Genomic DNA, 24,708 nt, shown 5'->3' with positions numbered 1-24,708 from the left:
TGGTTGACATTTGTGCCGAAGCGGCGGCGGCGTGCTGACCAGCGGGTTTGGTGGTCAGCACGCCGAATCGTCAGGTGTCCAGGCGGGTGGTGAGGGTGCGGAGTAGGGGGTCTCCCGAGGTCGGTTTGGACTGGGTTCGGAGAGCTTGCTCGAGCACGTTCGCGATGTCGCCGAGGATCTGCGGCGGGGTCTCGTCGGTCAGCAGGGTGCCGGCCCGGCGGGCTTCGGCTTCCGCGTTGGCCGCATCTCCGGACTCCAGGAGGAACCTCGCGCCCCGGGCCACCAGGAACGTCTGCCAGTCCGAGTCGCCCAGTTGGGCGGCCAGCTCCTCGGCGATGCCGTTCTGCTCGATCGCCGCCGCGTGTTCACCCGCCTGGACGTGCAGGAACGCCCGGATCGCGGCGATCCGCGCGGTCAGGTGGGTGCGGTGGTCGGGGTCCTCGACGGCGGGCAGGAGTTGTTCCGCCTCGGTCAGGGTGGTGGCGCACTCGGCGGCCTCTTCGTTCGGCAGCGCGGCGGCGGCCTCGACCAGGGAGCCCGCGGCTTCGGCCGGTTCCGACACCTCCTGCCACGCGGCCGCGGCGCCCTGGTAGGCGGACGCGGCTTCCAGCGGCAGGTCGAGGCGGCGCAGGACGCCCGCCAGGACGTCCAAGACCATGGCACGCCGCCACGGCTCGTCGGCCGGCACGAGTCCCAGGGCCACTTCCAGGTGACGGCGGGCGGCCTCGGTCTCGTCCAGCCGGGCGCACACCTGACCCAGCCGGTAGCGGACGGGGACGACGATGTCCGGGTCCACCTCGCCGCCGTCGATCACGCGCACGGCCTCTTCCAGGGCTTCGGCGGCCTCGACGAAACGGCCCGCCTTCAGGTAGCCGCCGGCCAGCGCGTAGCACGCCTTCGCCACGTCGTCCGGCACACCGACCTCGTGCCCGATCGCGACCGCCTCACGCAGTTCGGCCAGGTGCTCGGCCTCCAGCCCCAGCCGTTCGACCGACGCCACCCGCTGCCGGTGCGCCTCGGCCGTCCACGGTCCGCGCGGCGTGCTGAACGCGCCGACGAACTCGGCGGCGACGCGCACCGCGTCCTCCTCGCCGCGCACGGTCTGGATCTTCAGCAGCAGGCGCAGCGCGTCGAACCGCACCGAGGCCGTCGGCGCGTCCGACAGCACGGCCACGACCTCGGCGTGCGCCTCGTCCAGGCGACCGGTGCCGGCCAGGTGCTGGGCCCGGTCGCAGCGCGCCCGCGCCACCAGCTCCGGGACCTCGGCCCGCGCCAGCTCCAACGCCTCCGCGGTCAACGCGTCCAGCTCGTCGGTCTCGTCCTCGTCCGCCAGCAGGTCCGCGAGCAGCAGCCTGGTCAGCACCCGCGTGTACGGGGTGCCCGCGACCTCAGCCTCGGCCAGGCACGTGCGCGCCGCCGCGATGGCCTCGGCCGGCCCGTCGTCCTCGGCGCGCAGCCCCGCGCCACGCGCCCGGAACCGGTTGGCCAGGTCGTGCTCGCCGCACGTGACCAGCCGCTCGACCGCGACGTCCAGCTCGGCCAGCACCTCCGCCTTCGGCCGCACGTGCGCGCTCACGATCGCCCGCCGCGCCGCGACCAGCGCGCCCAACGTCTCGGGCAGCAACGGGTCCATGTCCTCCGGCAACGACCTCAGCAGCCGCATGCCGGTGATGAACTCGCCGCTGTCGAACGCGTCGCACAGCTGTTGCGCCAGCTCGACGGGGTCGGCGACCGCCACCGGGTCGTCCTCGTCCACCACGGGAGCGGGCGTGGACGCGACCGGCACCGCCAGCGCCACGGGGATCGTGTCCGACGCGGCCAGCGTCCGCCGGATGCGGGTGCTCACCGCGTCACTGCCGTTGCGCTCGTCGAACTTCGCCGCGATCTCCAGCGCCTGCGCCTGGAGCAGCTCGCGCAGCTCCGGCGCGGTCAGCACGGTCGTCCGCCCGTCCCGCGGCACGGCGAACTCCTCGTCCGCGGACACCCGGCTGAGCAGCAGCGCCGCGCCCGCTGCGAAGTGCATGGCCCGTGACGGGCTGGTGGAGTGGTGCACCCGGTGCAGGTGGCCGCGCAGCAGCTCCACGCCGCGCCGCACGTTGCCCGACGTCGCGCAGAACTCCAGGTGGTCGTCCAGGTAGCCGCCGACCAGGTCGTCGCGCACCAGCCGGTACGCCACCACGTGCGCCTGCCGGGCCCGGTCCACGTCGCCGAGCGCCACGAACGCGGGCGTCAACGTGGTCAGGATGCCCTGCGGCTGGGTGGCGCAGCCGGTGTCCTGCTCCAGCTGGTGCTCGGCGTGCGCGACGGCCTCGGCGTGCCTGCCCTGCCGGATCAGGTGCCCGGCCTGCTCCTCGACGACGCACGCCTCGCAGTCGCTCATCGGGCCGCGGTCCATCGCCAGGTACTTCGCGAAGTGCTCCCGGTACGCCTCGTCGTCGCCGACGTGCGCGGCCACGTCGGCCCGCGCGCCGTGCACCGGCTGCATCGAGTACCCGAGCCGCTGGTAGCGCTCGGCGAGCTGGTCGACGAACGACCCGATCTGCGCCAGCGTGAACCTCGGGTCCGCGATCAGGCCGCTGACGATCCACTTGTGCGCCCAGTCGTAGCTGTGCGTCTCCCACTCGTCGAACGCCGTGGGGTCGCGCTGCTCGGCCGTGCCGCACCACGCGAACGGGGCCAGCATCAGGTCATAGCGGCCGAGGTCGTAGGCCGAGCGGATCAACGCGATCCGGCAGCTCACGGCCAGCGGCAGGTGGTCGAGGGCGTCCGCGGCACGGGCCGCGCGCTCCAGCGCCTCGTGCCGCGCCATGCCCTCGGGCATGTGGTAGGCCTCGACGAACTGCCGCTCGGCGGCTTCCTTCTCCTCGTTCACAGGTGATCCCCCACAGCGCGGTCCAGCAGTTCCAGGAACGAGCGGTTCAGCGCCGCGGTGTCCTTCGGGCGCATCGGACGCCGTGCCTGCAGCAGTGCGTGCACGTACAGCGACTCCACGGTCAGCTCCACCAGCGCCGGGTCGGTCAGCTGCGCCAGCCGCCGCACCAGCGGGTTGCGGCAGTTGAGCACCAGCCGCTGCGCCGCGTCCGACGTCGACTCGACCAGGCTGCCCAGCAGCTCCGCCCACAGCGGGTCGGCCTGCTCGCCGACCTGCTGCGCGTCCCGCTTGCGCTCCGCTTCCACGTTCGTGACCAGCAGCGCGGGCAGCGAGCCCGGGTCGAAGTCGCGCGGCACGGCCTCGCAGTCGTGCCGCTCCAGCACGTCCTTGGCCAGGGTGAGCCGTTCGCGCAACGCGCGCTCCAGCTCGGCGTCCGGGTCGCCCAACGCGGCCAGCACCTCGCTCGGCGCGACCCGGCGGGCGGCGGTGGGTCCGTCCAGGGCGACCAGCCGCTCCATGATCTCCGCGTCGTAGGCGTAGCCCGCGTTGACCAGGCCCATGCCCTGCGCGTGCGCGACCGGCGCGAGCTGGCGGAACTCGTCCACGTCCGGCACGTGCGCGATGGCGCCGTGCTTGCGGCGGAACTGGCGCAGCGACTGCGGGCCGTCGGTGGTCTCGAACGGCAGCCACCGCTCGACCAGCCGCAGCATCTCGTCGTCGACCCTGGCCAGCGACTTGATGCCCAGGTGGTGCGCGTCGAGCAGGGCCCGGGTGCGGTCGGGGTCGGTCGCGTCGAGCCGGACCAGCCAGTCGCGGACCTGGCGGCCCAGCTCCTCGCGCACGGCCAGCAGCGTCTCGTCCTGGTAGAGCGACTCGCGGCTCGCGGTCGGCCGCAGCGACGTGGAGTCGACCACGCAGCGCACGAAGTAGGCCCACTCCGGCAGCAGGCCTTCGATGGAGTCGCCGACGAGCATCCGCTTGAGGTACACGCGGTGGGACTGGCGGGCGCCGGGGTGCACGCCGCTCGGCAGCACGTAGGCGACGCCGCGCAGGCCGACCGTGGGCACCTCGACCGGGATCGCGTCGAACGGGCGCACGCCGAGGACCTTCTCGCCGTACGCCAGCGCGTCCTCGACCCACGGCAGCTCGCCGTGCGTGACGACCTCGTCGCCGACCCGGACCGTCACCGGCAGCAGCGCGCCGTACTCGGTGACGAGCGCCTTCACCACGTCGTGCTCGAGCCAGTGCTCGGAGTCGCGGTGGGGCACCAGCTCGATGGTGGTGCCGACCGGGATCGCGGAGTCCGCGCCGTCGGTGGAGTCGACGACCTCCACCTCGTAGTTGCCCGCCGCGTCGGCCGTCCACCGCACCGCGGGGCCGCCCTTGACCGAGCGGCTGACGAGCCGGATGCGCTCGGCGACCAGGAACGCCGACAGCAGGCCGACGCCGAACTGGCCGAGGAAGCCCTGGCGGGCGAAGCCCAGGTCGTCGCGCTTGGACGTGCGGCCGAGCGTGGACAGCAGGTCGTGCACCTCGCGCTCGGTGAGGCCGATGCCGGTGTCGGTGATGCGGAGGGTGCCGCCGGAGGACCCGACCGGCTCGATCACGACCTCGCCCGGCGCGTCCGGTTGCAGCGCGCGGCGGGCGGTGATCGCGTCCACCGCGTTCTGCAGCAGCTCGCGCGCGTACACGCGGGGGCTGCTGTAGAGGTGGTGGCTGAGCAGGTCGATGATCCCGCGCAGGTCGACACCGAAGGTGTGTGCCATGGGAGTGGAGTTCACCTCGGGTCAGGTCACGGGGGAGGGACGATTCTAAGGGCGTGCCGGCGGCTTGTGACCCGGTTTTCCGCTGATCGCCCGCCGGGGTCCTGCTCGCGGGGTCAAGACTGCCACGGCCCACCGACAATTCCCGGAACCGAAGGGGCGGTCGGCCACACGCCCGGGCCGGCGCGGGTGGGCACGGCGCGGGGTGGGCACGGCGGGTGGGGGCCGTCGCGACCAGTCGTGCGGTCACCCTGGCCGAGCCGGGCCTCCATCCGGTCGAACGACCCCGGGTCGTGAGCCGTCACGTGGCGCATCGGCCGGCACCGGGCTCCCGGCGCGGCGGCCCGCGGTGAGCGCGACGTCACGTGACGCGGCCCCGGCGGGCGGCGGTGGACCCCCGGTTCGGCCGATCACCTAGGATCGACCCGCCGCTCCGCATGCCGTGCGGAGGGCTGACCACCAGTTGTCCGTGACGGGAGCTGTCCACCAACCATGTCCGGAGCCAACGACCCGTACGACCCCAAGCAGGTCGCGGCGCTCTCCCCGGAAGCGCTCGCCGCGGCGGTCGAGCAGGCTCGTGAGGCGTTCGCGAAGGCGGCCGACCTCGACGAGCTCGCCGCCGTGAAGCCGAGCCACCTGGGCGACCGCTCGCCGGTCCTGCTGGCCCGCCGCGAGATCGGCGCGCTGCCACCGGCCGCGAAGGCGGAGGCGGGCAAGCGGGTGAACGAGGCGCAGAACGCGGTCAAGGTCGCGTTCGAGGAGCGCCGCGCCCGGCTGCAGGCCGAGCGCGACGACCGGGTGCTGCGCGAGGAGGCGGTCGACGTCACGCTGCCGTGGGACCGCGTGCCCCGCGGCGCCCGCCACCCGATCTCCACCCTCGCCGAGCGCATCGGCGACGTCTTCGTGGCCATGGGCTACGAGGTCGCCGAGGGCCCGGAGCTGGAGACCGAGTGGTTCAACTTCGACGCGTTGAACTTCGGCAAGGACCACCCGGCGCGCTCCATGCAGGACACGTTCTACGTGGCGCCCGCCGACTCCGGCCTGGTCCTGCGCACGCACACCAGCCCGGTGCAGGCCCGCACCCTGCTCGACCGCGAGCTGCCCGTGTACGTGGTGTGCCCCGGCCGCACGTTCCGCACCGACGAGCTGGACGCCACCCACACCCCCGTCTTCCACCAGGTCGAAGGCCTGGCCGTGGACAAGGGCCTGACCATGGCGCACCTGAAGGGCACGCTCGACGCGTTCGCCCGCGCCATGTTCGGCGAGGACTCCAAGACCCGCCTGCGCCCCAGCTTCTTCCCCTTCACCGAGCCGTCCGCCGAGGTGGACGTCTGGTTCCCGGAGCGCAAGGGCGGCGCGGGCTGGGTCGAGTGGGGCGGCTGCGGCATGGTCAACCCCAACGTGCTGCGCAACTGCGGCGTCGACCCCGACGTGTACTCGGGGTTCGCGTTCGGCATGGGCCTGGAGCGCACGCTGCAGTTCCGCAACGGCCTGCCCGACATGCGGGACATGGTCGAAGGCGATGTCCGCTTCACCCAGCCATTCGGAACGGAGGCCTGACCGGTGCGCATTCCGGTTACCTGGCTGGTCGAGAACCTCGAGTTCGCCGAGACGCCCACGCCCGAGCAGCTCGCCGAGGCGTTCGTCCGGATCGGCATCGAGGTCGAGGACGTCCACAAGCTCGACTCCGTCACCGGCCCGCTCGTCGCGGGTCGCGTGGTGGAGATCGAGGAGCTGACCGAGTTCAAGAAGCCGATCCGCTACTGCCAGGTCGAGGTCGGCCCGGACCAGGTCAACGGCATCGTCTGCGGCGCGTCGAACTTCCAGGAGGGCGACACCGTCGTGGTGGCGCTGCCCGGCGCGGTGCTGCCCGGCGACTTCACCATCTCGGCGCGCAAGACCTACGGCAAGACCAGCAACGGCATGATCTGCTCGGCCCGCGAGCTGGGCCTCGGCGACGACCACGCGGGGATCATGGTGCTGCCCAGCGGCACCGCGCAGCCCGGTGACGACGCGCTGGAGCTGCTCGGCCTGGGCGACACGGTGATCGAGGTCGCGCCGACGCCCGACCGCGGCTACGCGTTCTCCGTGCGCGGCCTGGCCCGCGAGATCGCGTGCGCGTTCGACGTGCCCTACCGCGACCCCGGCACCGCCGAGGTGCCCGAGGGCGAGGGCGAGGTCCTGCCGGTCGCGATCGAGGACGAGGGCGCGTGCTCCCGGTTCGTGGCCCGCCGCGTCAGCGGTGTCGACCCGACCGCGCCGACGCCGTGGTGGATGCGCCGCCGGCTGATGCTGGCGGGCATCCGGTCGATCTCCCTGCCGGTGGACGTCACCAACTACGTGATGCTGGAGCTGGGCCAGCCGCTGCACGCGTTCGACGCGGCGTCGGTCAAGGGCGGCCTGGTGGTGCGGCGCGCGGTGGCCGGCGAGAAGCTGACCACGCTGGACGAGCAGGTCCGCGCCCTGGACCCGGACGACATCGTGATCGCCGACGACACCGGCGTGATCTCGCTGGCCGGCGTGATGGGCGGCGCGAGCACCGAGGTGTCCGCGACCAGCTCGGACATCCTGCTGGAAGCGGCTAACTGGGACCCGGCGTCCATCGCGCGCACGGTGCGCAGGCACAAGCTGCCCAGCGAGGCGGCGAAGCGGTTCGAGCGCACGGTGGACCCGGCGCTGGCGCCGGTCGCACTGGAGCGCGCGGCACGGCTGCTGGACATGTTCGGCGACGGCAGCATCAAGCCCGGCCGCACGGACGTGGGCGTCCCCGCGCAGCCCAAGCCGGTGTCGATGCCGATCAACCTGCCCGACAAGGTCGCCGGGGTGAACTACGCCCGCGGCGTGACCGCGCGCCGGCTCGGCCAGATCGGCTGCCTGGTCGAGGTCACCACGGGCGACGACGGCGCGACCATGGTCACCGCGATCCCGCCGACGTGGCGCTCGGACCTGACCCAGCCCGCCGACCTGGTGGAGGAGGTGCTGCGGCTGGAGGGCTACGACACGATCCCGTCCACGCTGCCGCCCGCGCCCGCCGGTCGCGGGTTGACCGAGCAGCAGCGCCGTCGCCGCACGGTGTCGCGCGCGTTGGCGGAGAGCGGTTTCGTCGAGGTCAAGCCGTTCCCGTTCGTGGCGCCGTCGGTGTTCGACGAGCTGGGCCTGCCCGAGGGCGACGTGCGCCGCAACACGGTGAGCGTGCTGAACCCGCTGGAGTCGGACAAGCACGCGCTGGCCACCACGCTGGTGCCGGGGCTGCTGGAGACGGTGCAGCGGAACCTGGCGCGCGGCCAGAAGGACGTCGCGCTCTACACGATCGCCCAGGTGACGTTGCCGCGCACGCAGCAGGTGCCGGTGCCGCAGGTCGGCGTGGGCGAGCGGCCGTCGGACGCGCAGGTGGCGTCGTTGCTGGCGGCGCTGCCGCAGCAGCCGGTGCACGTGGCGGCCGTGCTGGCGGGCCACCGCGAGCGGGCCGGCTGGTGGGGCAAGGGCAGGCAGGCGGACTGGGCGGACGCGGTGCAGGCCGCGCGGCTGGTCGGCCAGGCCTACGGGGTGGAGCTGACCGTGGTCGCCTCCGACCTCGCGCCGTGGCACCCCGGCCGGTGCGCCGAGCTGCGCGTCGGCGACTGGCCCGTGGGCCACGCGGGCGAGCTGCACCCGAAGGTCGTGGAGGCGCTGGGGCTGCCGAAGCGGACCGTGGCGATGGAGCTGGACCTCGACGCGCTGCCGTTGAGCGACAACCGGCCCGCGCCGGTGGTGTCGGCGTACCCGCCGGTGCTGCTGGACGTGGCCGTGGTCGTGCCCGCGGACGTGCCCGCCGAGCAGGTGGCGCGGGTGCTGCGCGGCGGCGGTGGGGCGTTGCTGGAGGACATCCGGCTGTTCGACGTCTACACCGGTGACCAGGTCGGCGAGGGCAAGCGGTCGCTGGCGTACTCGCTGCGGTTCCGGGCGCCGGACCGCACGCTGACCGTGGAGGAGGCGACGGCGGCGCGTGACGCGGCCGTGGCCGCCGCGGCGGAGCGCTTCGGCGCCGTGCTGAGAGGCTGAGGCCGGTGTCCCGGATCCGCACCACTGCGGGTCCGGGACTACGCCGCACGGGTGAATCACCCGGTGGCGGATACCGGAGAACGTGCAGTTCACGCGCGGTCGCGTGACGTGTCAAGAGGTCCAAAGGCCTTTCTTTCCGGGCCGGCCAGGTCCTTGCGCACAGGTTGAACGTTCTCCAAGATTGGCTTCGCGGCCCGCTGGGCCGAGGGGCGAAGCGATGAACCGCCGGGCGAGTCTGGTCGCCGGTCCGACGGGGAGCTAGCGGCGAACCCACCGCCTGGAGCAGCAATCGAGTGAGGTTGCCTCATGCGCAGCTTGGGCCCGCGGATGGAAGTCGCCGTCGCCATGACCATCCTCGGCGTGGGTGCCGCCGTCGTGGCCGCCATGCACCTGACCTGGCCCGAACCCGAGCTGCCCGCGATGGCGTACTCGGTGAGCGGCGGCGAGGTGTCCGACCTCCAACCCTTCGAGATCAACGACATCTCCGGCGGCGCGGTCGAGTTGACGCCGGGCAGCGAGGGCGCCCGCCTGGTGCGGCTGTCCAACCCGAACACCGTGGACATCGTGGTGCTGACGTTGCAGGCCGAGCCCGGCCAGCCGTTGGACGCCGCGCGGAACGGGGTGCCGGGCTGCCCGTCGAGCGTGCTGACGGTGGTGCCGATGGCGGAGCCGGTCACGATCCCGCCGGCGGGCGAGGTCGAGGTGGAGATGGTCGTGCGGATCGCGCACGACGTGCCGAGCGCGTGCACGGACCTGGTGTTCCCGCTGACCTACTCGGGCCGCGCGGCACGCGTGTAGGCGAGTCCGCCCGCCTTGCCACCGCGGAGCGGCGGTCTGTGCGACGCTTCGGCGTATGACTGCTGTGGGCGCGAGTGAGTACGACTACGACCTGCTGGTGATCGGCTCGGGCCCGGGCGGGCAGAAGGCCGCCATCGCGGGCGCCAAGCTCGGCAAGCGGGTCGCGATCGTCGACCGCGCCGACATGGTGGGCGGCGTGTGCGTGAACACCGGCACCATCCCGTCGAAGACGTTGCGCGAGGCGGTGATGTACCTGACCGGCCTGAGCCAGCGCGACCTGTACGGCGCGAGCTACCGCGTGAAGCAGGACATCACGATCAGCGACCTGCTCTCCCGCGCGCAGCACGTGATCGGCCGCGAGGTCCAGGTCGTGCGCGCGCAACTGCACCGCAACCAGGTCGACCTGCTCTCCGGCACCGCCCGGTTCGTCGACCCGCACACGGTCGCGGTGGACGGCGGGCACCGCGGCGAGCACCACCTCGTCACGGCCGGGCACGTCGTGATCGCCACCGGCACCCGTCCCGCCCGACCGGACCAGGTGGACTTCGACGAGGTCCGGGTGCTGGACTCCGACGAGGTGCTGGCGCTGGAGGAGATCCCGTCGTCCTTGGTGGTCGTGGGCGCGGGCGTGATCGGCATCGAGTACGCGTCGATGTTCGCCGCGCTGGGCACCCGGGTCACGGTGGTCGAGCAGCGCGACCGGATGCTCGACTTCTGCGACCCGGAGATCGTGGAGTCGCTGAAGTTCCACCTGCGCGACCTGGCGGTGACGTTCCGGTTCGGCGAGAAGGTCGTCAACGTCGACGTGTCCGACTCCGGCACGGTCACCACGCTGGCCAGCGGCAAGCGCATCCCGGCCGCCGCGGTGATGTACTCGGCGGGCAGGCAGGGCAACACCGAGGCGCTGGACCTGGACAAGGCGGGCCTGGAAGCGGACCACCGCGGCCGGCTGAGCGTGGACGAGCACTACCGCACGCCCGTCGAGCACATCTACGCGGTCGGCGACGTGATCGGCTTCCCGGCGCTGGCCGCCACGTCGATGGACCAGGGCCGCCTCGCCGCCTACCACGCGTTCGGCGAGCGGGCGCGCGAGCTGTCCGCGTTGCAGCCCATCGGGATCTACACCATCCCCGAGATCTCCTACTGCGGCGCCACGGAGGCCGAGCTGACGTCGTCCGCGGTGCCGTACGAGGTGGGGCTGGCGCGGTACCGCGAGCTGGCCCGCGGCTCGATCGTCGGCGACGCCTACGGCATGCTCAAGCTGCTGGTGTCCACTGTGGACCGCAAGCTGCTCGGCGTGCACCTGTTCGGCACCGGCGCGACCGACCTCGTCCACATCGGGCAGGCGGTGATGGCGTGCGGCGGCACGGTGGACTACCTGGTGGACACCGTCTTCAACTACCCGACGCTGTCCGAGGCGTACAAGGTGGCCGCGCTGGACGCCACGAACAAGATGCGCGCGTTGGAGCGCTTCGGCTCCTGATCACGCGAGCAGGGCCGTGACGAGGTGCAGGCGGGCGTCCTCGACGTCCCGCAGCGGCGGCACGAGCAACGTCGGCAGGCCCGCTTCGACGCCCGCGCCGTCGTGCGTCGAGCGGTCGCCGACCATCAGCGTCTCCTCGGGCTCGGCGCCGAGCTCGCGCAGCGCGATGCGGAAGATCGCCGGGTCGGGCTTCACCACGCCGTGCTCGAAGGACAGCACGAACGAGTCGACCGGCAGGTCGCCGAACGCGGGCCGGATGTCGAAGTGGATGTCGCTGAGCACCCCGATCGGCACGCCGGCCGCGTGCAACGCCCGCAGCGTCGGCCCGGCGTCCACCGCGAACGGGGTGAACGCCGGGTCGGACTCCACCGCGTACAGCGAGTCGGCCAGCTCGGCGTCGAACCCGGCCGCCCGGAACGCCCCGTAGTACGTCTCCCGGTGCAGCGCGGCGTCCGCGTCGACACCGGGCACGTCCAACCCGGTCACGTCCAGCGACGCGATCACCTCGGCGGTCCGGCCGGTGTCGCGGCCGATCCGGCGCAACGCCTCCGCCACCCACCCGCGGAACGTGGGCGTGAGCACCAGCGTCCCCCGCCAGTCGAAGATCACGGCCCGCAGGCGTCCGGCCATCGACGCACGCTCCTTCTCATCACGATGGGTAGTCGGCACCTCACTCGTGTGAAGGCTCGCGCATCACCGCGCCGCGTCGCTACGTTTTTTCGCAGGACCCCCGAGGGTTGGAGACGGCATGGCCGCGGAGCCGACGACGCCCCTGATCTACCGCCGGGTGGGGGTCGACCCCCACCCCGACCTGACGGAGATCCGCGACGAGGGCGGGGTGCGCCGGATCGACTCGCCGGCGCTGGGCACGTCGGTGTGGGTGGTGACCCGCATCGAGGACGTCCGGCTGGTCTACAGCGACTCGCGGCGGTTCGGGATCTCGGCCCACCACCTGGTGCCGGGCGCGCCCGCGCTGACCGACGAGGAGCTGGCCGCCGTGCGGCCGGGCAACATGCTCGCGTTCGACCCGCCCGAGCACACCCGCCTGCGCCGGACGCTGGCCCCGGAGTTCACCGCCCGCCGGATGCGCCGGCTGGAACCGCGCATCCACGACATCGTGCGCGACCACCTCGACGCGATGGAGCGCAAGGGGCCGCCCGCCGACCTGGTGGCCGACTTCGCGCTGCCCGTGCCGGCGCTGGTGATCTGCGAGCTGCTCGGCGTGCCGTTCGAGGACCGCGACACCTTCCAGGACCGCTACACGAGGTACTTCGACGCGGCGCTGTCGTTCGAGGAACGGCTCGCCCTGCAGTACGAGACCAAGGCCTACCTGGCCGACCTGGTCGCGCGGGCCAGGGTCGAGCCGGGCGACGACCTGCTCGGCGTGCTCGCCCGCGACGAGGCCGCCGCCCTCGACGACCGCGAGATGGTCGGCATCGCGGACCTGCTGCTGCTGGCCGGCCACGAGACCACGGCCAACATGCTCGGCCTCGGCGTGCTCGCCCTGCTGCGCCACCCCGACCAGCTCCGGCTGCTGCGCGACGAGCCCGAACGCGCCGACGCGGCCGTGGAGGAGCTGCTGCGGTGGCTGACCGTCGTGCACACCGGCGTGCCGCGGATCACGACCGCCGAGGTGCGGCTCGGCGGTCACGCGCTCGGTCCCGGCGAGCTGATCCTCTGCTCGCTGCCCGCGGCCGACCGCGACCCCGGTCTCGTGCCGGACCCGGACGTGCTGGACATCACCCGTGACGCGGGCGGCCACGTCGCGTTCGGCCACGGCGTGCACCACTGCCTCGGCGCGCCGCTGGCCAGGATGGAGCTGCGGATCGCGTTCCCCGCGCTGGTGCGCCGGTTCCCCGGCCTGCGCCTGGTCGGGCCGGAACCCGACTACCGCACCCAGCGGGTCGTCCACGGCCTCGGGTCGCTGCCCGTGGCGTGGTGACGGCGGCGCGGCGAGCGCCCGAGGCCCGCGACGGCCGCGAGCGCGAAGCCGCCGAAGACCAGCCCGATGCCGAAGCCCGCGTCGCCGGGTCGTGCCGGCCTGCTCCCGGCGGCCGTGCGGTCGAGCGGGTCGTCGGCGGGGATCGGGGCGCCCGGGAACGGGTCGCGGCCCGGGAACCCGTCGGCGTGCGCCGAGCCGACGGCCGTCGGCGCGGAGTCGCACACCACGTCCAGCCCGATGACGGTCATGCCCACGATCGCGGTGAGCACGCCGACCCAGGCGAGCGCGTTGAGCCACGGCCGTGCGGCGAGCGGGCCCGGGTGGCCGTCGCGCGGACGTCGCGGGCCGGGTGAGAAGTGCCCCCGTGCGTGGTCGTGCGGATGGTGCATCACGATGAACCCCCCAGTTCCCGTACAGGAAAGCATGACACCGGGGAACGCGCCGCCGCATCAAGCGGAACCGATTTGAGTACCTTTGCATCAGCGTGCATACTTATCCGTATGACGGTACGGATCGCGGTCGCCGGGGCCAGCGGGTACGCCGGGGGCGAGGTGCTCCGCCTCCTGCTCGGTCACCCGGACGTGGAGATCGGCGCGCTCACCGCCGGCGGCAACGCGGGCTCCCCGCTGTTCGCCCACCAGCCACACCTGCTGCCGCTGGCCGACCGGGTGCTGGAGGAGACCACCGCCGACACCCTCAAGGGCCACGACGTCGTCTTCCTCGCCCTGCCGCACGGCCGCTCGGCCGAGGTCGCCGCGCAGCTGGGCGACGACGTGCTCGTCGTCGACTGCGGCGCGGACCACCGGCTCACCGACCCCGCCGCCTGGGACCGCTGGTACGGCGGCGCGCACGCGGGCAGCTGGCCGTACGGCCTGCCCGAGCTGCCCGGTCAGCGCGACGAGCTGCGCGGCGCCCGCCGCGTCGCCGTGCCCGGCTGCTACCCGACCGTGTCGTCGCTGGCCCTGGCGCCCGCGATGGGGCTGGTCGAGCCCGAGGTGACGGTGGTGGCCGTGTCCGGCACGTCCGGCGCGGGCAAGGCGCTCAAGCCCCACCTCCTCGGCTCCGAGGTGATGGGCTCGCTCAGCGCCTACGGCGTCGGCGGCGCGCACCGGCACACCCCGGAGATCACCCAGAACCTGTCCAAGGTCGCCGACGAGCCGGTCCGGGTCTCGTTCACCCCGGTGCTGGCGCCGTTGCCGAGGGGCATCCTGGCCACCTGCTCGGCGACGCTGAAGGACGGTGACGCGGACGTCCGCGCCGCCTACGAGAAGGCCTACGCCGACGAGCCGTTCGTGCACCTGCTGCCGGAAGGCCACTGGCCCACCACGGCCGCGGTGCTCGGCTCGAACGCCGTGCAGCTGCAGGTGGCCGTGGACCGCGACGTGAACCGGCTGGTCGTGGTCGCCGCGATCGACAACCTGGCGAAGGGCACCGCGGGCGCGGCCGTGCAGTGCATGAACCTGGCGCTCGGCCTGCCCGAGACCACCGGCCTGTCCACCGTGGGGGTGGCGCCGTGAACCACGGGACCGCGCACGGACCCCGGCGTGACAAGGGCGTGACCGGCCCCAAGGGCTTCAAGGCGGCGGGCGTCGCGGCCGGCATCAAGGAGTCCGGCGCGCTCGACCTGGCGCTGGTCGTCAACGAAGGGCCCGGCCAGGCCGCCGCGGGCGTCTTCACCACCAACCAGGTGAAGGCCGCGCCCGTGCTGTGGTCCCAGCAGGTGCTCAAGGAGCGCAAGCTCCACGCCGTCGTGCTGAACTCCGGCGGCGCGAACGCCTGCACCGGCCCCGAGGGCTTCCAGGACACCCACGCCACCGCCGAGAAGGTCGCCGAGGTGCTGGGCGTCGGCGCGATCGAGGTCGCGGTGTGCTCCACCGGCCTGATCGGCGAGCGCCTGCCGATGGACGAGCTCAAGGCCGGGGTCGAGCAGGCGGCCCGGGAGCTCGACGCCACCGACGGGTCGGGCCTGGCCGCCGCCACCGCCGTGATGACCACCGACTCCCACCCCAAGCAGTGCTGGCAGGATCACCCGGACGGGTGGTCGGTCGGCGGGTTCGCCAAGGGCGCGGGGATGCTCTCGCCGAACCTGGCCACGATGCTCAGCGTCATCACCACCGACGCGGTGATCGACGGCGACGCCCTGGACGCGGCCCTGCGCGCGGCCACCGCCAAGACCTACGACCGGCTCGACGTGGACGGCGGCACGTCCACCAACGACACCGTGCTGGTCCTCGCCTCCGGCGCCTCCGGCGTCACGCCGACCGCCGAGCAGTTCGCCGGCGTGCTCACCGCCGTGGCGGCAGACCTGGTCAAGCAGCTCCAAGGCGACGCGGAGGGCGCGACCAAGGAAGTCGCCATCACGGTCAACGGCGCGCTCACCGAGGCCGAGGCGGTCGTGGTCGCCAAGACCGTCGCCGAGGACAACCTGGTCAAGACCGCGCTGTTCGGCTCGGACCCCAACTGGGGCCGGATCGCGATGGCCGTGGGCCGCTCGCGGGCCACCGTCGACCAGCACAAGCTCGGCATCGCGATCAACGGCGTCACGCTGTTCGCGGACGGCCACCGGGCCGCCGACCGCGGTGAGGCCGACCTGTCCGGCCGCGACGTCGCCGTCGTGGTCGACCTGAACCTCGGCGACGGCACCGCCACCGTGCTCACCACGGACCTGTCGCACGGGTACGTCGAAGAGAACAGCGCGTACAGCTCATGATCACACCGCAGGTCAAGGCCGGGATCCTGATCGAGGCGCTGCCGTGGCTGCAGCGCTTCCGCGGCGCGATCGTGGTCGTCAAGTACGGCGGCAACGCCATGGTGGACGACGAGCTCAAGCGCGCGTTCGCGCAGGACATGGTGTTCCTCAAGCTCGCGGGCCTGCACCCGGTCGTGGTGCACGGCGGCGGGCCGCAGATCGCCGCGATGCTCAAGCGGCTCGGCATCGACAGCGAGTTCCGCGGCGGCCTGCGCGTGACCACGCCGGAGGCCATGGACGTGGTCCGGATGGTGCTGGTCGGCCAGGTGCAGCGCGAGCTGGTCGGCCTGATCAACTCCCACGGCCCGCTCGCGGTCGGCCTGTCCGGCGAGGACGCCCACCTGCTGACCGCCGCCCGACGACCGGCCATCGTGGACGGCGCGCCGGTCGACATCGGCCTGGTCGGCGACATCGTGGACGTCAACCCGGACGCGGTGCTCGACATCGTGCACGCGGGCCGCATCCCGGTCGTGTCCACGGTCGCGCCGGACGTCGACGGCGTGGTGCACAACGTCAACGCCGACACGGCGGCGGGCGCGGTGGCCGTGGCGCTGAAGGCCGAGAAGCTGGTCGTGCTCACCGACGTCGAGGGTTTGTACGCGGACTGGCCGGACAAGAGCTCGCTGCTGCACCGCGTGGACGCCGAGCGGCTGGAGAAGATGCTGCCGGACCTGGACAGCGGCATGGTGCCGAAGATGGAGGCCTGCCTGCGCGCGGTGCGCGGCGGCGTCCCCGAGGCGCACGTGATCGACGGCAGGCTGGCGCACTCGGTGTTGTTGGAGGTCTTCACCTCCGAGGGCGTCGGAACGATGGTGACCGAACGGACAGAGGCGGGCGGGGCATGAGCGAGAGCCGGAACCGGCAGCGGTGGCAGGCCGCGATGATGAACAACTACGGCACGCCCGGCCTGACCCTGACCCGAGGCGAGGGCGCGCACGTCTGGGACGCCGACGGCAACCGCTACCTGGACCTGCTGACCGGCATCGCGGTCAACGCGCTCGGCCACGCGCACCCGGCGATCGTGGCCGCCGTGACCGAGCAGGTCGCCAGGATCGGCCACACGTCCAACCTCTACATCAACGAGCCCGCGCTCGCGCTGGCCGAACGGCTGCTCGACCTGTCCGGTGTGGACGGTGACGGCCGGGTGCTGTTCTGCAACTCCGGCGCGGAGGCCAACGAGGCCGCGTTCAAGCTGAGCCGCCGCACGGGCCGCACCAAGGTCGTGGCCACCGACGGCGGCTTCCACGGCCGCACCATGGGCGCGCTGGCGCTGACCGGCCAGCCCAAGAAGCGCGAGCCGTTCGAGCCGCTGGTCCCCGGCGTCGTGCACGTCCCGTACGGCGACGTGGCCGCGCTGGAGGCCGCGATCGACGACGAGACCGCCGCGTTCATCGTGGAGCCGATCCAGGGCGAGAACGGCGTCGTCGTGCCGCCCGAGGGCTACCTCGAAGCGGCCCGCCGGATCACCACCGAGCACGGCGCGCTGCTCGTCCTCGACGAGGTGCAGACCGGCGTCGGCCGCCTGGGCACCTGGTTCGCGTTCCACCAGGTCGGGATCGTCCCCGACGTGATCACCCTGGCCAAGGGCCTCGGCGGCGGGCTGCCGCTCGGCGCGTGCATCGCGGTCGGCCCGGCCAAGGACCTGTTCGAACCCGGCCACCACGGCACCACGTTCGGCGGCAACCCGGTGTGCTGCGCCGCCGCGCTCGCGGTGCTCGACACGATCGCCGCCGACGGCCTGCTGGAGCACACCGCCGCGGTCGGCAAGGAGATCGCGACCGGGGTCGAGGCACTGGACCACCCGCTCATCTCCGGGGTGCGGGGCGCCGGCCTGCTGCTCGGCATCACGCTGCGCGAGGCGGTCTCGGCGAAGGCCGCGGCGGCCGCGCAGCGGGCCGGTTACCTGATCAACCCGATCCAGCCCGACGTCATCCGCCTGGCGCCGCCGCTGGTGCTGGACGAGGCGGACGCCCACCGACTGGTGGCCGACCTGCCCTCGTTCCTCCCCACCCCAGGCCAGGAGCCGTGATGGTGCGCCACTTCCTCCGTGACGACGACCTGACCCCGGACGAGCAGTCCGCGGTCCTCGACCTGGCCGACGGCTACAAGGCCGACCGGCTGACCGCCAAGCCGCTGGCCGGGCCCAAGTCCGTCGCGGTGATCTTCGAGAAGAACTCCACCCGCACCCGGCTGTCGTTCGAGGTCGGCATCGCCCAGCTCGGCGGCAACCCGGTGATCATCGACGGCCGGTCCATGCAGCTGGGCCGCGAGGAGACCATCGAGGACACCTCCCGGATCCTGTCCGGGTACGTGGACGCGGTGATCTGGCGGACGTTCGCGCAGAAGCGCATCGACGCGATGGCGTCGGTGTCCCGCATCCCGGTGATCAACGCGCTGACCGACGAGTTCCACCCGTGCCAGGTCCTGGCCGACCTGCAGACCATCCGGCGCGTGCACGGCAAGCTCGCCGGCCTCACCGTCACCTACCTCGGCGACGGCGCGAACAACATGTCCCACTCGATGCTGCTCGGCGGCGTCACGGCGGGAATGCACGTGCGGATCGCCGCGCCCGCGCTGTTCCAGCCGCTGCCGTGGGTGCTGGACGACGCGCGCAAGCGCGCCGCGGACACCGGCGGCTCGGTGACCGTGATCGAGGACCCGCGCGAGGCGGTGGACGGCGCGGACGTGCTGGTCACCGACACCTGGACGTCGATGGGCCAGGAGAACGACGGCCGCGACCGGATGCGCCCGTTCCGGCCCTACCAGCTCAACGCCGACCTCGTGGCCGCGACCGGCGTGACGACGACTGTGCTGCACTGCCTGCCCGCCCACCGCGGCCAGGAGATCACCGACGACGTGCTGGACGGCCCGGACAGCGCGGTGTGGGACGAGGCCGAGAACCGGCTGCACGCCCAGAAGGCGCTGCTCGTGTGGCTGCTGGAGCAGTCGCGATGACCCGGACCGCGCGGCAGGCCCGCATCGTCGAACTGGTCGCCCAACGCGCCATCCGCAGCCAGTCGGAACTGGCGAAGACGCTGGCGGTGGAAGGCATCGAGGTCACCCAGGCCACGTTGTCGCGCGACCTGGACGAGCTGGGCGCGGTCAAGCTGCGCGGACCCGACGGCGGCGCGCCCGTCTACGTCATCCCCGAGGACGGCAGCCCGGTCCGCGGCGTGCAGGGCGGCACGTCCCGCCTCACCAGGGTGCTCGGCGAACTGCTCGTGTCGGTCGACCACTCGGGCAACCTCGCCGTCCTGCGCACCCCGCCCGGCGCGGCCCAGTTCCTGGCCAGCGCGCTGGACCGGGCCGCGCTGCACGACATCGTCGGCACCATCGCCGGTGACGACACCATCCTCGCAGTGGCCCGCGAACCCCTCACCGGCGCGGACCTGGCCGCCAGGGTGACCGCGCTCGCCGCGGGCGACGACCAGGCGCAGCCGGGAGAACCCCATGAGTGAGTTCTCCTCCGGCGCCTCGGCCGTCGGCGAGAGCGCCACCGCGCCGCTGGCCGTCCGGGAGCCGAACCGGTCGGCGGGCGTGCGGGCCCGCGAGACGTCGACCACCGCTCGCCACCAGCCGCCGGAGGCCACCCCGACGCCCGACCTGATCCGCTTCGAGCGGCGGGCCGGGCGGCACTGGGGTGCACTGGTGCACGAAAGCCGGTGGTTCCCGCTGCCCGAGCAGGCGTTGGACAGCTTCACCGACACCACCCGGCGGCACGGGTCCGGCGACGTCCGGCCCGTGGCGCGCGGTGTCCGCGCGGTCGTCACCGACCGGCGCGGCGGGGAGTCGCCGTCCGACCCCGGCCCGGGCGCCGGGCAGCACCGGCTCCTGCCGGACAAGATCGCCGCGACGTAGGGATTCGATCACGTGAGTTCATTGTGGGGTGGCCGGTTCGCCGGAGGACCGGCGGAGGCGATGGCGCGGCTGTCCGCGTCGACGCACTTCGACTGGCGACTCGCCCCGTACGACATCAGGGGTTCCCGCGCGCACGCCCGCGTGCTGCACCGGGCCGGTCTGCTGACCGCCGACGAGCTGGCGCGCATGCTGGCGGCGCTGGACGCGCTGGAAGCCGACGTGGCGGCCGGGTCGTTCACCCCGACGCTGGCCGACGAGGACGTGCACACCGCGCTGGAGCGCGGCCTGATCGAGCGCGCCGGACCGGAGCTGGGCGGCAAGCTGCGCGCCGGCCGGTCCCGCAACGACCAGGTGGCCACGCTGTTCCGGATGTGGCTGCGCGACGCCGCCCAGCGGGTGTCGGCGGGCGTGCTCGACGTGGTCGAGGCGCTGGCCGACCAGGCGTCCGCGCACGCCACCGCCGTCATGCCCGGCCGCACGCACCTCCAGTCCGCCCAGCCCGTGCTGCTGGCGCACCACCTGCTCGCCCACGGCCAGGCGCTGCTGCGCGACGTCGACCGGCTGCGCGACTGGGACAAGCGGACCGCCGTGTCGCCCTACGGCTCGGGCGCGCTGGCCGGCTCGTCGCTGGGCCTCGACCCGGCCGCGGTGGCCGAGGAGCTGGGCTTCGACGGCCCGGTGGAGAACTCCATCGACGGCACCGCGTCGCGCGACTTCGCCGCCGAGATCGCGTTCGTGCTGGCCATGATCGGCGTCGACCTGTCGAGGATCGCCGAAGAGGTGATCATCTGGACCACGGCCGAGTTCCGCTTCGCCGTGCTCGACGACGCGTGGGCCACCGGCAGCTCGATCATGCCGCAGAAGAAGAACCCGGACGTCGCCGAGCTGACCAGGGGCAAGTCCGGCCGGCTCATCGGCAACCTGACCGGGCTGCTGGCCACGCTGAAGGCACAGCCGCTGGCCTACAACCGGGACCTCCAGGAGGACAAGGAGCCGCTGTTCGACTCGGTCGAGCAGCTGGAACTGCTGCTGCCCGCGCTGGCCGGGATGATCGCCACCACGCGGTTCGACACCGCGCGGATGGCCGAGCTGGCGCCCGCCGGGTTCACCCTGGCCACCGACATCGCCGAGTGGCTGGTGCGGCAGGGCGTGCCGTTCCGGGTGGCGCACGAGGCGGCGGGCGAGTGCGTCCGGGTCGCCGAGGGGCGCGGCGTGGGGCTGGAGGAGCTGACCGATGAGGAGTTCGCCACGATCTCTCCCGCGTTGACGCCCGAGGTGCGTAGCGTGTTGACCGTGGAAGGGTCCATCGCGTCACGGGACGCGCACGGCGGCACCGCGCCCGATCGGGTCGCCGAGCAGCTCAAGAGGTTGCGCGACAAGGTCTCCGTTGCCCGCAACGCCTAGGCAGCTCACCGAGCGGGAGCTCGCGGTCGACCCCGTCGACGCCGCGCGGCTCCTGCTCGGGAGCGTCATCGAGTCGACCACCGACGAGGGCGTGGTCGGGCTGCGGATCGTGGAGGTCGAGGCCTACCGGGGCGGCGACGACCCGGCGTCCCACTGCTACCGGGGCCGCACGCCGCGCAACGACGTGATGTTCGGCCCGGCCGGTCGGCTCTACGTGTACTTCGTCTACGGCATGCACTTCTGCGCGAACGTCGTCTCGCTGACCGACGGCGTGCCCGGCGCGGTGCTGCTGCGCGCCGGCGAGGTGGTGACCGGGTCGGCGCTGGCGCACGCCCGCCGCCCGACCGCGCGCAACGCCGCCGAACTGGCCAAGGGCCCGGCCCGGCTGACCGGCGTGCTCGGCCTCGACCGCGTGCACAACGGCGTGAACCTGACCGAGCCGGACGCGACCGTGCGGCTGCTGGCCGGCGAGCCGGTGGACGACGCCGACATCCGCACCGGCCCGCGCGTGGGCGTGGCCGTCGCGGTGGACGTGCCGTGGCGGTTCTGGATCGACTCGCCCGCCGTCAGCGCCTACCGCCGGGGCACCCGCCGGACGCGCGTCACCACCTGAGGCCGTTCGCCCGGGGACCCCGCCGGCCGGCGACCCGCTTCGGCCGCACCGACCCGGAGCCGCACCTCGACGCCGACCGGACGTTACGTTCGAGGCGACCTCGCGCCCGACCCCGCCGGTCCTGCCCCACGACCTGGTCGAGGTCCTAGACCTCGCCGAACACGTGGGCGCCGGGCGCGTCCGCGTCGTCGCCCGCCCAGAACTCCACCCAGTGCTGGACGAACTCGGACTTCGAGATCGAGCCGTCGCCGTCGAGGTCCAGCCGGGCGAAGACGGCGTCGGTCGGGGAGTCGTCGCCGGTCCAGGCGTGGATCATCCGGGCGTACTCGGGCGCGGACACCCGGCCGTCGCCGTCCTCGTCCACCGCCTCGAACATCGACTCCGCGGTGGCCACCACCAGGTCGAGCATGGTGCCGAGGTCCTTCACCACGGTCAGCACCTCGTCCACCGTGACCTTGTCGTCGCGGTCGTGGTCGGACGCCGCCCGCAGCGCGTCCCACCAGCCCATCATGATCTCCCGCAACCGATCCGGGTCGGCCGCGCCCCGGAGGTGCACCCACCGGTCCGTCAACGCCTCGAAATCGGCCCGCTCGAGGAACCCGTCGCCGTTCGAGTCCATCGCGGTGAACACGATGGAGGTCTTCTTCCGCTGCAAGTCGCTGGCCACGCAAGCAAACTTGGTCGGGGAACGCCACGAGGACAATTGACCAGCCGGGGCAAACCCCTGCGCGCCCGAGTGACATCACGGTGACGGTCGGTAGTGCCCGGTCCGGCGCAAGAAGACACGCCGCCCGACCGCCGTCACCCACACCGGCGGGGTGGTCTAGCGCACCGTGCGCCGGTACCAGACCCGGCGCTCGTGCGCGGGCAGCGCCACCCGGCTGATCACGCTGGTCAGCACCGCGCCGATCAGCAGCCACAGCAACGCGGCCAAGCCGTCGTTGAACAACGTCCGCACACCGGCGTTCGCGGGCGTGAACAGGTCGCGCAGGCCCAGCGACACCGCCGCCGACCACGAGTCGATCAGCTGCGCGAACCCGTTCGCCGGGTTGGCGCCGCCGATCACCAGGAAGATGTGGATCGCCAGCACGATCGCGAACAACCAGCACAGCACGTCGATCACGGCGCACACCACGCGCACGGCGCGCACCCGGCCGTCACCGCGCTCGACGACCTCCTCCTCCCGCGAGTAGGGGAGTTCCTCCCGGTACGCGGGCTCGGCCGGGGGCAGGTGCTCGGTGGGACGGTCGGCGGGACGTCTGTCGCGATTCGGGTAGGTCATCAGCCGTGGTCCTCTCACTAGAGCCCCTCGCCGACTACCCGCAGGCGGCACCGCCTCAAACTGCTTTGACCAGGTGGAGGAGAATGGCCGTCCGTGAGCGAGCACATCCTCGACGAGCTGTCCTGGCGCGGCCTGATCGCGCAGTCCACCGACCTCGACGCGCTGCGGAAGGACCTCGACGCCGGTCCGCTCACCCTCTATGCGGGGTTCGACCCGACCGCGCCCAGCCTGCACGCCGGCAACCTCGTCCCGCTGCTCATGCTGCGCCGCTTCCAGCGCGCCGGGCACCGGCCGATCGTCCTCGCGGGTGGCGCCACCGGCATGATCGGCGACCCGCGTGACAGCGCGGAGCGCGCGCTCAACCCGCTGGACACCGTCGCCGAGTGGGCCGGGCGCATCCGCGGCCAGCTGGAGCGGTTCGTCGAGTTCGACGACAGCCCCACGGGCGCGGTCGTGGTCAACAACCTGGACTGGACCGGGAACGTCTCGGTGCTGGAGTTCCTGCGCGACGTCGGCAAGCACTTCTCGATCAACGTCATGCTCGCCCGCGACACGGTCAAGCGCCGCCTCGACGGCGACGGCATGTCGTACACCGAGTTCAGCTACCTGCTCCTGCAGTCGCACGACTACCTCCAGCTCAACCGGAAGTACGGCACCAGGCTCCAGGTGGGCGGCTCCGACCAGTGGGGCAACATCATCGGCGGCGTCGACCTGGTCCGGAAGGTCGACGGGAAGTCCGTGCACGCGCTGACCGCGCCGCTGGTCACCGACGCCGAGGGCCGCAAGTTCGGCAAGTCCACCGGCGGCGGCAACGTGTGGCTCGACCCGCAGATGACCTCGCCGTACGCCTGGTACCAGTACTTCGTGAACGTGGGCGACGCCGACGTGCTCCGCTACCTGCGGCTGTTCACCTTCCTGTCCCAGGAGGAGATGGCCGAGCTGGAGCGGCAGACCACCGAGGCGCCGCACCTGCGCGCCGCGCAGAAGAAGCTGGCCGAGGAGTTCACCAACCTGGTGCACGGCGAGCACGAGACGCGGCAGGTCATCGCGGCGAGCCAGGCCCTGTTCGGCCGCGGCGAGCTGCGCGGGCTCGACCTGTCGACGCTGGTGGCCGCGATGGCCGAGGCGCCGACCGGCGAGGTCCGCCTGGCCGACGCGCCGACCATCGTCGACCTGCTGGTCAGCTCCGGGCTGGCGGACAGCAAGGGCGCGGCGCGGCGCACCGTGAAGGAGGGCGGCGCGTACGTGAACAACTCCAAGGTCACCGACGAGGAGTGGGTGCCCGCCAAGGAGGACCTGCTCCACGGCGAGTGGCTGGTCGTCCGGCGCGGCAAGCGCAACACAGCCGGCGTGCGGGTGCTCATCTGACCTGCGCGAACAGGCTTCGCGAGCGTGACGTCGAAGGCCGTCGGTCCCACCCGGACCGGCGGCCTTCGCCACGTTCGAGTGTGATCGCGGTCACACTGTTGCCGGTGGGCAGGGTCGGATAGCGTGGACTGGAGTGCGGCACGGGCTGCTGACCTGCGGTTTCAGCCTGTGGCGCGGTGCTGCGCCCCCGATTTGACCTCCGGTTCGGCTGCGTGTAACTTTCTCCATGTCAGCGCGGAACGGGCCGGGAACACCGGAACGGAGTGCGGCAGGTCACGAACCAAGCTCCCGCTAACGTGGTAGAGTGGGTGACCGCGGAACGGAAGACCCAGTCGAGGCTCGTCTGAGCCCAGCGACCAGGGCGTCTTGTTTCCCAACACAAGCTTTAGCTGAATCACAAGCCTCGGATCGAGCCGCTTCGCAGCGGTGAGTGATGATGTGCGCGTGTTCTTTGAGAACTCAACAGCGTGCCGAATAGCCAGTAAATTTATGAACCTCGTCAAGAGGTTTCCTTTGAGATTGTTACTGGACAACT

21 protein-coding genes are annotated in these 24,708 nt (G+C 72.7%); 15 read left to right on the top strand and 6 right to left on the bottom strand.

Annotated features, from left to right (window positions below):
• Positions 1-70 precede the first annotated feature (70 nt).
• The gene (locus tag AB0I91_RS33690; RefSeq protein WP_499640573.1) at positions 71-2,872 is read right to left on the bottom strand and encodes a hypothetical protein; all 2,802 of its coding nucleotides are present in this window, start codon (positions 2,870-2,872) and stop codon (positions 71-73) included.
• A complete protein-coding gene (locus tag AB0I91_RS33685) occupies positions 2,869-4,638 on the bottom strand; it encodes an HSP90 family protein (RefSeq protein WP_499640571.1) in 1,770 nt (589 codons plus the stop codon). The genes AB0I91_RS33690 and AB0I91_RS33685 overlap by 4 nt, the downstream gene beginning before the upstream one ends.
• Before the next feature lie 489 nt (positions 4,639-5,127).
• Here AB0I91_RS33685 and pheS point away from each other — a divergent pair, with 489 nt between their 5' ends.
• The 4 genes from pheS to sthA all read left to right on the top strand — a co-directional run bounded on the left by pheS (position 5,128) and on the right by sthA (position 10,957).
• Complete coding sequence (pheS, locus tag AB0I91_RS33680) at positions 5,128-6,195, top strand: phenylalanine--tRNA ligase subunit alpha (protein ID WP_498782505.1); 1,068 nt, start codon at positions 5,128-5,130, stop codon at positions 6,193-6,195.
• A 3-nt stretch (positions 6,196-6,198) separates the two neighbouring features.
• A complete protein-coding gene (gene pheT / locus AB0I91_RS33675; protein ID WP_498782507.1) occupies positions 6,199-8,676 on the top strand; it encodes a phenylalanine--tRNA ligase subunit beta in 2,478 nt (825 codons plus the stop codon).
• 306 nt (positions 8,677-8,982) lie between these two features.
• A complete protein-coding gene (locus AB0I91_RS33670) occupies positions 8,983-9,474 on the top strand; it encodes a hypothetical protein (protein ID WP_498782509.1) in 492 nt (163 codons plus the stop codon).
• Between the two features lie 55 nt (positions 9,475-9,529).
• A complete protein-coding gene (sthA, locus tag AB0I91_RS33665) occupies positions 9,530-10,957 on the top strand; it encodes a Si-specific NAD(P)(+) transhydrogenase (protein WP_498782511.1) in 1,428 nt (475 codons plus the stop codon).
• Here the strand turns inward: sthA and AB0I91_RS33660 are convergent, their stop codons facing one another.
• Positions 10,958-11,587, bottom strand: coding sequence for an HAD family hydrolase (locus tag AB0I91_RS33660; RefSeq protein WP_499640569.1), 630 nt, complete (start codon positions 11,585-11,587; stop codon positions 10,958-10,960).
• Positions 11,588-11,705: 118 nt separating this feature from the next.
• On the opposite strand from AB0I91_RS33660, the gene AB0I91_RS33655 reads away from it, so the two are divergent.
• Positions 11,706-12,899, top strand: coding sequence for a cytochrome P450 (locus AB0I91_RS33655; protein WP_498782515.1), 1,194 nt, complete (start codon positions 11,706-11,708; stop codon positions 12,897-12,899).
• Here AB0I91_RS33655 and AB0I91_RS33650 read toward each other — a convergent pair.
• Positions 12,845-13,288, bottom strand: coding sequence for a hypothetical protein (locus AB0I91_RS33650; RefSeq protein ID WP_498782517.1), 444 nt, complete (start codon positions 13,286-13,288; stop codon positions 12,845-12,847). The two genes, AB0I91_RS33655 and AB0I91_RS33650, sit on opposite strands and share 55 nt — an antisense overlap.
• Before the next feature lie 111 nt (positions 13,289-13,399).
• Between AB0I91_RS33650 and argC the strand changes: the two genes are divergently transcribed.
• From argC to AB0I91_RS33605, 9 genes are read left to right on the top strand one after another with little or no spacing between them, the layout of a single operon-like run.
• Positions 13,400-14,416 carry an N-acetyl-gamma-glutamyl-phosphate reductase gene (gene argC / locus AB0I91_RS33645; RefSeq protein ID WP_499614306.1) on the top strand — a complete coding sequence of 339 codons (1,017 nt, stop codon included), beginning with the start codon at positions 13,400-13,402 and terminating at the stop codon, positions 14,414-14,416.
• Positions 14,413-15,609, top strand: a complete 1,197-nt coding sequence (argJ, locus tag AB0I91_RS33640) for a bifunctional glutamate N-acetyltransferase/amino-acid acetyltransferase ArgJ (RefSeq protein WP_498782521.1) — start codon at positions 14,413-14,415, stop codon at positions 15,607-15,609. The genes argC and argJ overlap by 4 nt, the downstream gene beginning before the upstream one ends.
• On the top strand, positions 15,606-16,493 hold the full coding sequence (argB, locus tag AB0I91_RS33635; RefSeq protein ID WP_498782523.1) for an acetylglutamate kinase: 888 nt from the start codon (positions 15,606-15,608) through the stop codon (positions 16,491-16,493). Before argJ ends, argB begins: the two co-directional genes overlap by 4 nt.
• Complete coding sequence (locus AB0I91_RS33630; RefSeq protein ID WP_498782525.1) at positions 16,490-17,677, top strand: acetylornithine transaminase; 1,188 nt, start codon at positions 16,490-16,492, stop codon at positions 17,675-17,677. Before argB ends, AB0I91_RS33630 begins: the two co-directional genes overlap by 4 nt.
• Positions 17,677-18,603: an ornithine carbamoyltransferase gene (gene argF / locus AB0I91_RS33625; RefSeq protein WP_498782527.1), complete on the top strand. Its 927-nt coding sequence runs from the start codon at positions 17,677-17,679 to the stop codon at positions 18,601-18,603. Before AB0I91_RS33630 ends, argF begins: the two co-directional genes overlap by 1 nt.
• Positions 18,600-19,106: an arginine repressor gene (locus AB0I91_RS33620; RefSeq protein WP_498782529.1), complete on the top strand. Its 507-nt coding sequence runs from the start codon at positions 18,600-18,602 to the stop codon at positions 19,104-19,106. Before argF ends, AB0I91_RS33620 begins: the two co-directional genes overlap by 4 nt.
• Positions 19,099-19,506 (top strand): hypothetical protein, encoded by a 408-nt coding sequence (locus AB0I91_RS33615; protein ID WP_498782531.1) that lies wholly within the window; start codon positions 19,099-19,101, stop codon positions 19,504-19,506. The genes AB0I91_RS33620 and AB0I91_RS33615 overlap by 8 nt, the downstream gene beginning before the upstream one ends.
• A gap of 12 nt (positions 19,507-19,518) precedes the next feature.
• Entirely contained in the window at positions 19,519-20,910 is a 1,392-nt protein-coding gene (argH, locus tag AB0I91_RS33610; RefSeq protein ID WP_498782533.1) for an argininosuccinate lyase, read from the top strand.
• Complete coding sequence (locus AB0I91_RS33605) at positions 20,894-21,523, top strand: DNA-3-methyladenine glycosylase (protein ID WP_498782535.1); 630 nt, start codon at positions 20,894-20,896, stop codon at positions 21,521-21,523. Before argH ends, AB0I91_RS33605 begins: the two co-directional genes overlap by 17 nt.
• A gap of 145 nt (positions 21,524-21,668) precedes the next feature.
• Here AB0I91_RS33605 and AB0I91_RS33600 read toward each other — a convergent pair whose 3' ends face one another.
• Both AB0I91_RS33600 and AB0I91_RS33595 read right to left on the bottom strand, forming a co-directional pair.
• A complete protein-coding gene (locus AB0I91_RS33600) occupies positions 21,669-22,190 on the bottom strand; it encodes an EF-hand domain-containing protein (RefSeq protein ID WP_498782537.1) in 522 nt (173 codons plus the stop codon).
• Positions 22,191-22,346: 156 nt separating this feature from the next.
• The gene (locus AB0I91_RS33595; RefSeq protein WP_499614293.1) at positions 22,347-22,805 is read right to left on the bottom strand and encodes a hypothetical protein; all 459 of its coding nucleotides are present in this window, start codon (positions 22,803-22,805) and stop codon (positions 22,347-22,349) included.
• A gap of 93 nt (positions 22,806-22,898) precedes the next feature.
• On the opposite strand from AB0I91_RS33595, the gene tyrS reads away from it, so the two are divergent.
• Positions 22,899-24,173, top strand: coding sequence for a tyrosine--tRNA ligase (tyrS, locus tag AB0I91_RS33590; protein WP_498782541.1), 1,275 nt, complete (start codon positions 22,899-22,901; stop codon positions 24,171-24,173).
• Positions 24,174-24,708: the final 535 nt, after the last annotated feature.

The organism is Actinosynnema sp. NPDC049800 (assembly GCF_040656635.1).
GTDB lineage: Bacteria > Actinomycetota > Actinomycetes > Mycobacteriales > Pseudonocardiaceae > Actinosynnema.
Note: the sequence above shows the minus strand (reverse complement) of the source record. Positions and strands in the feature narration are given on the sequence as shown.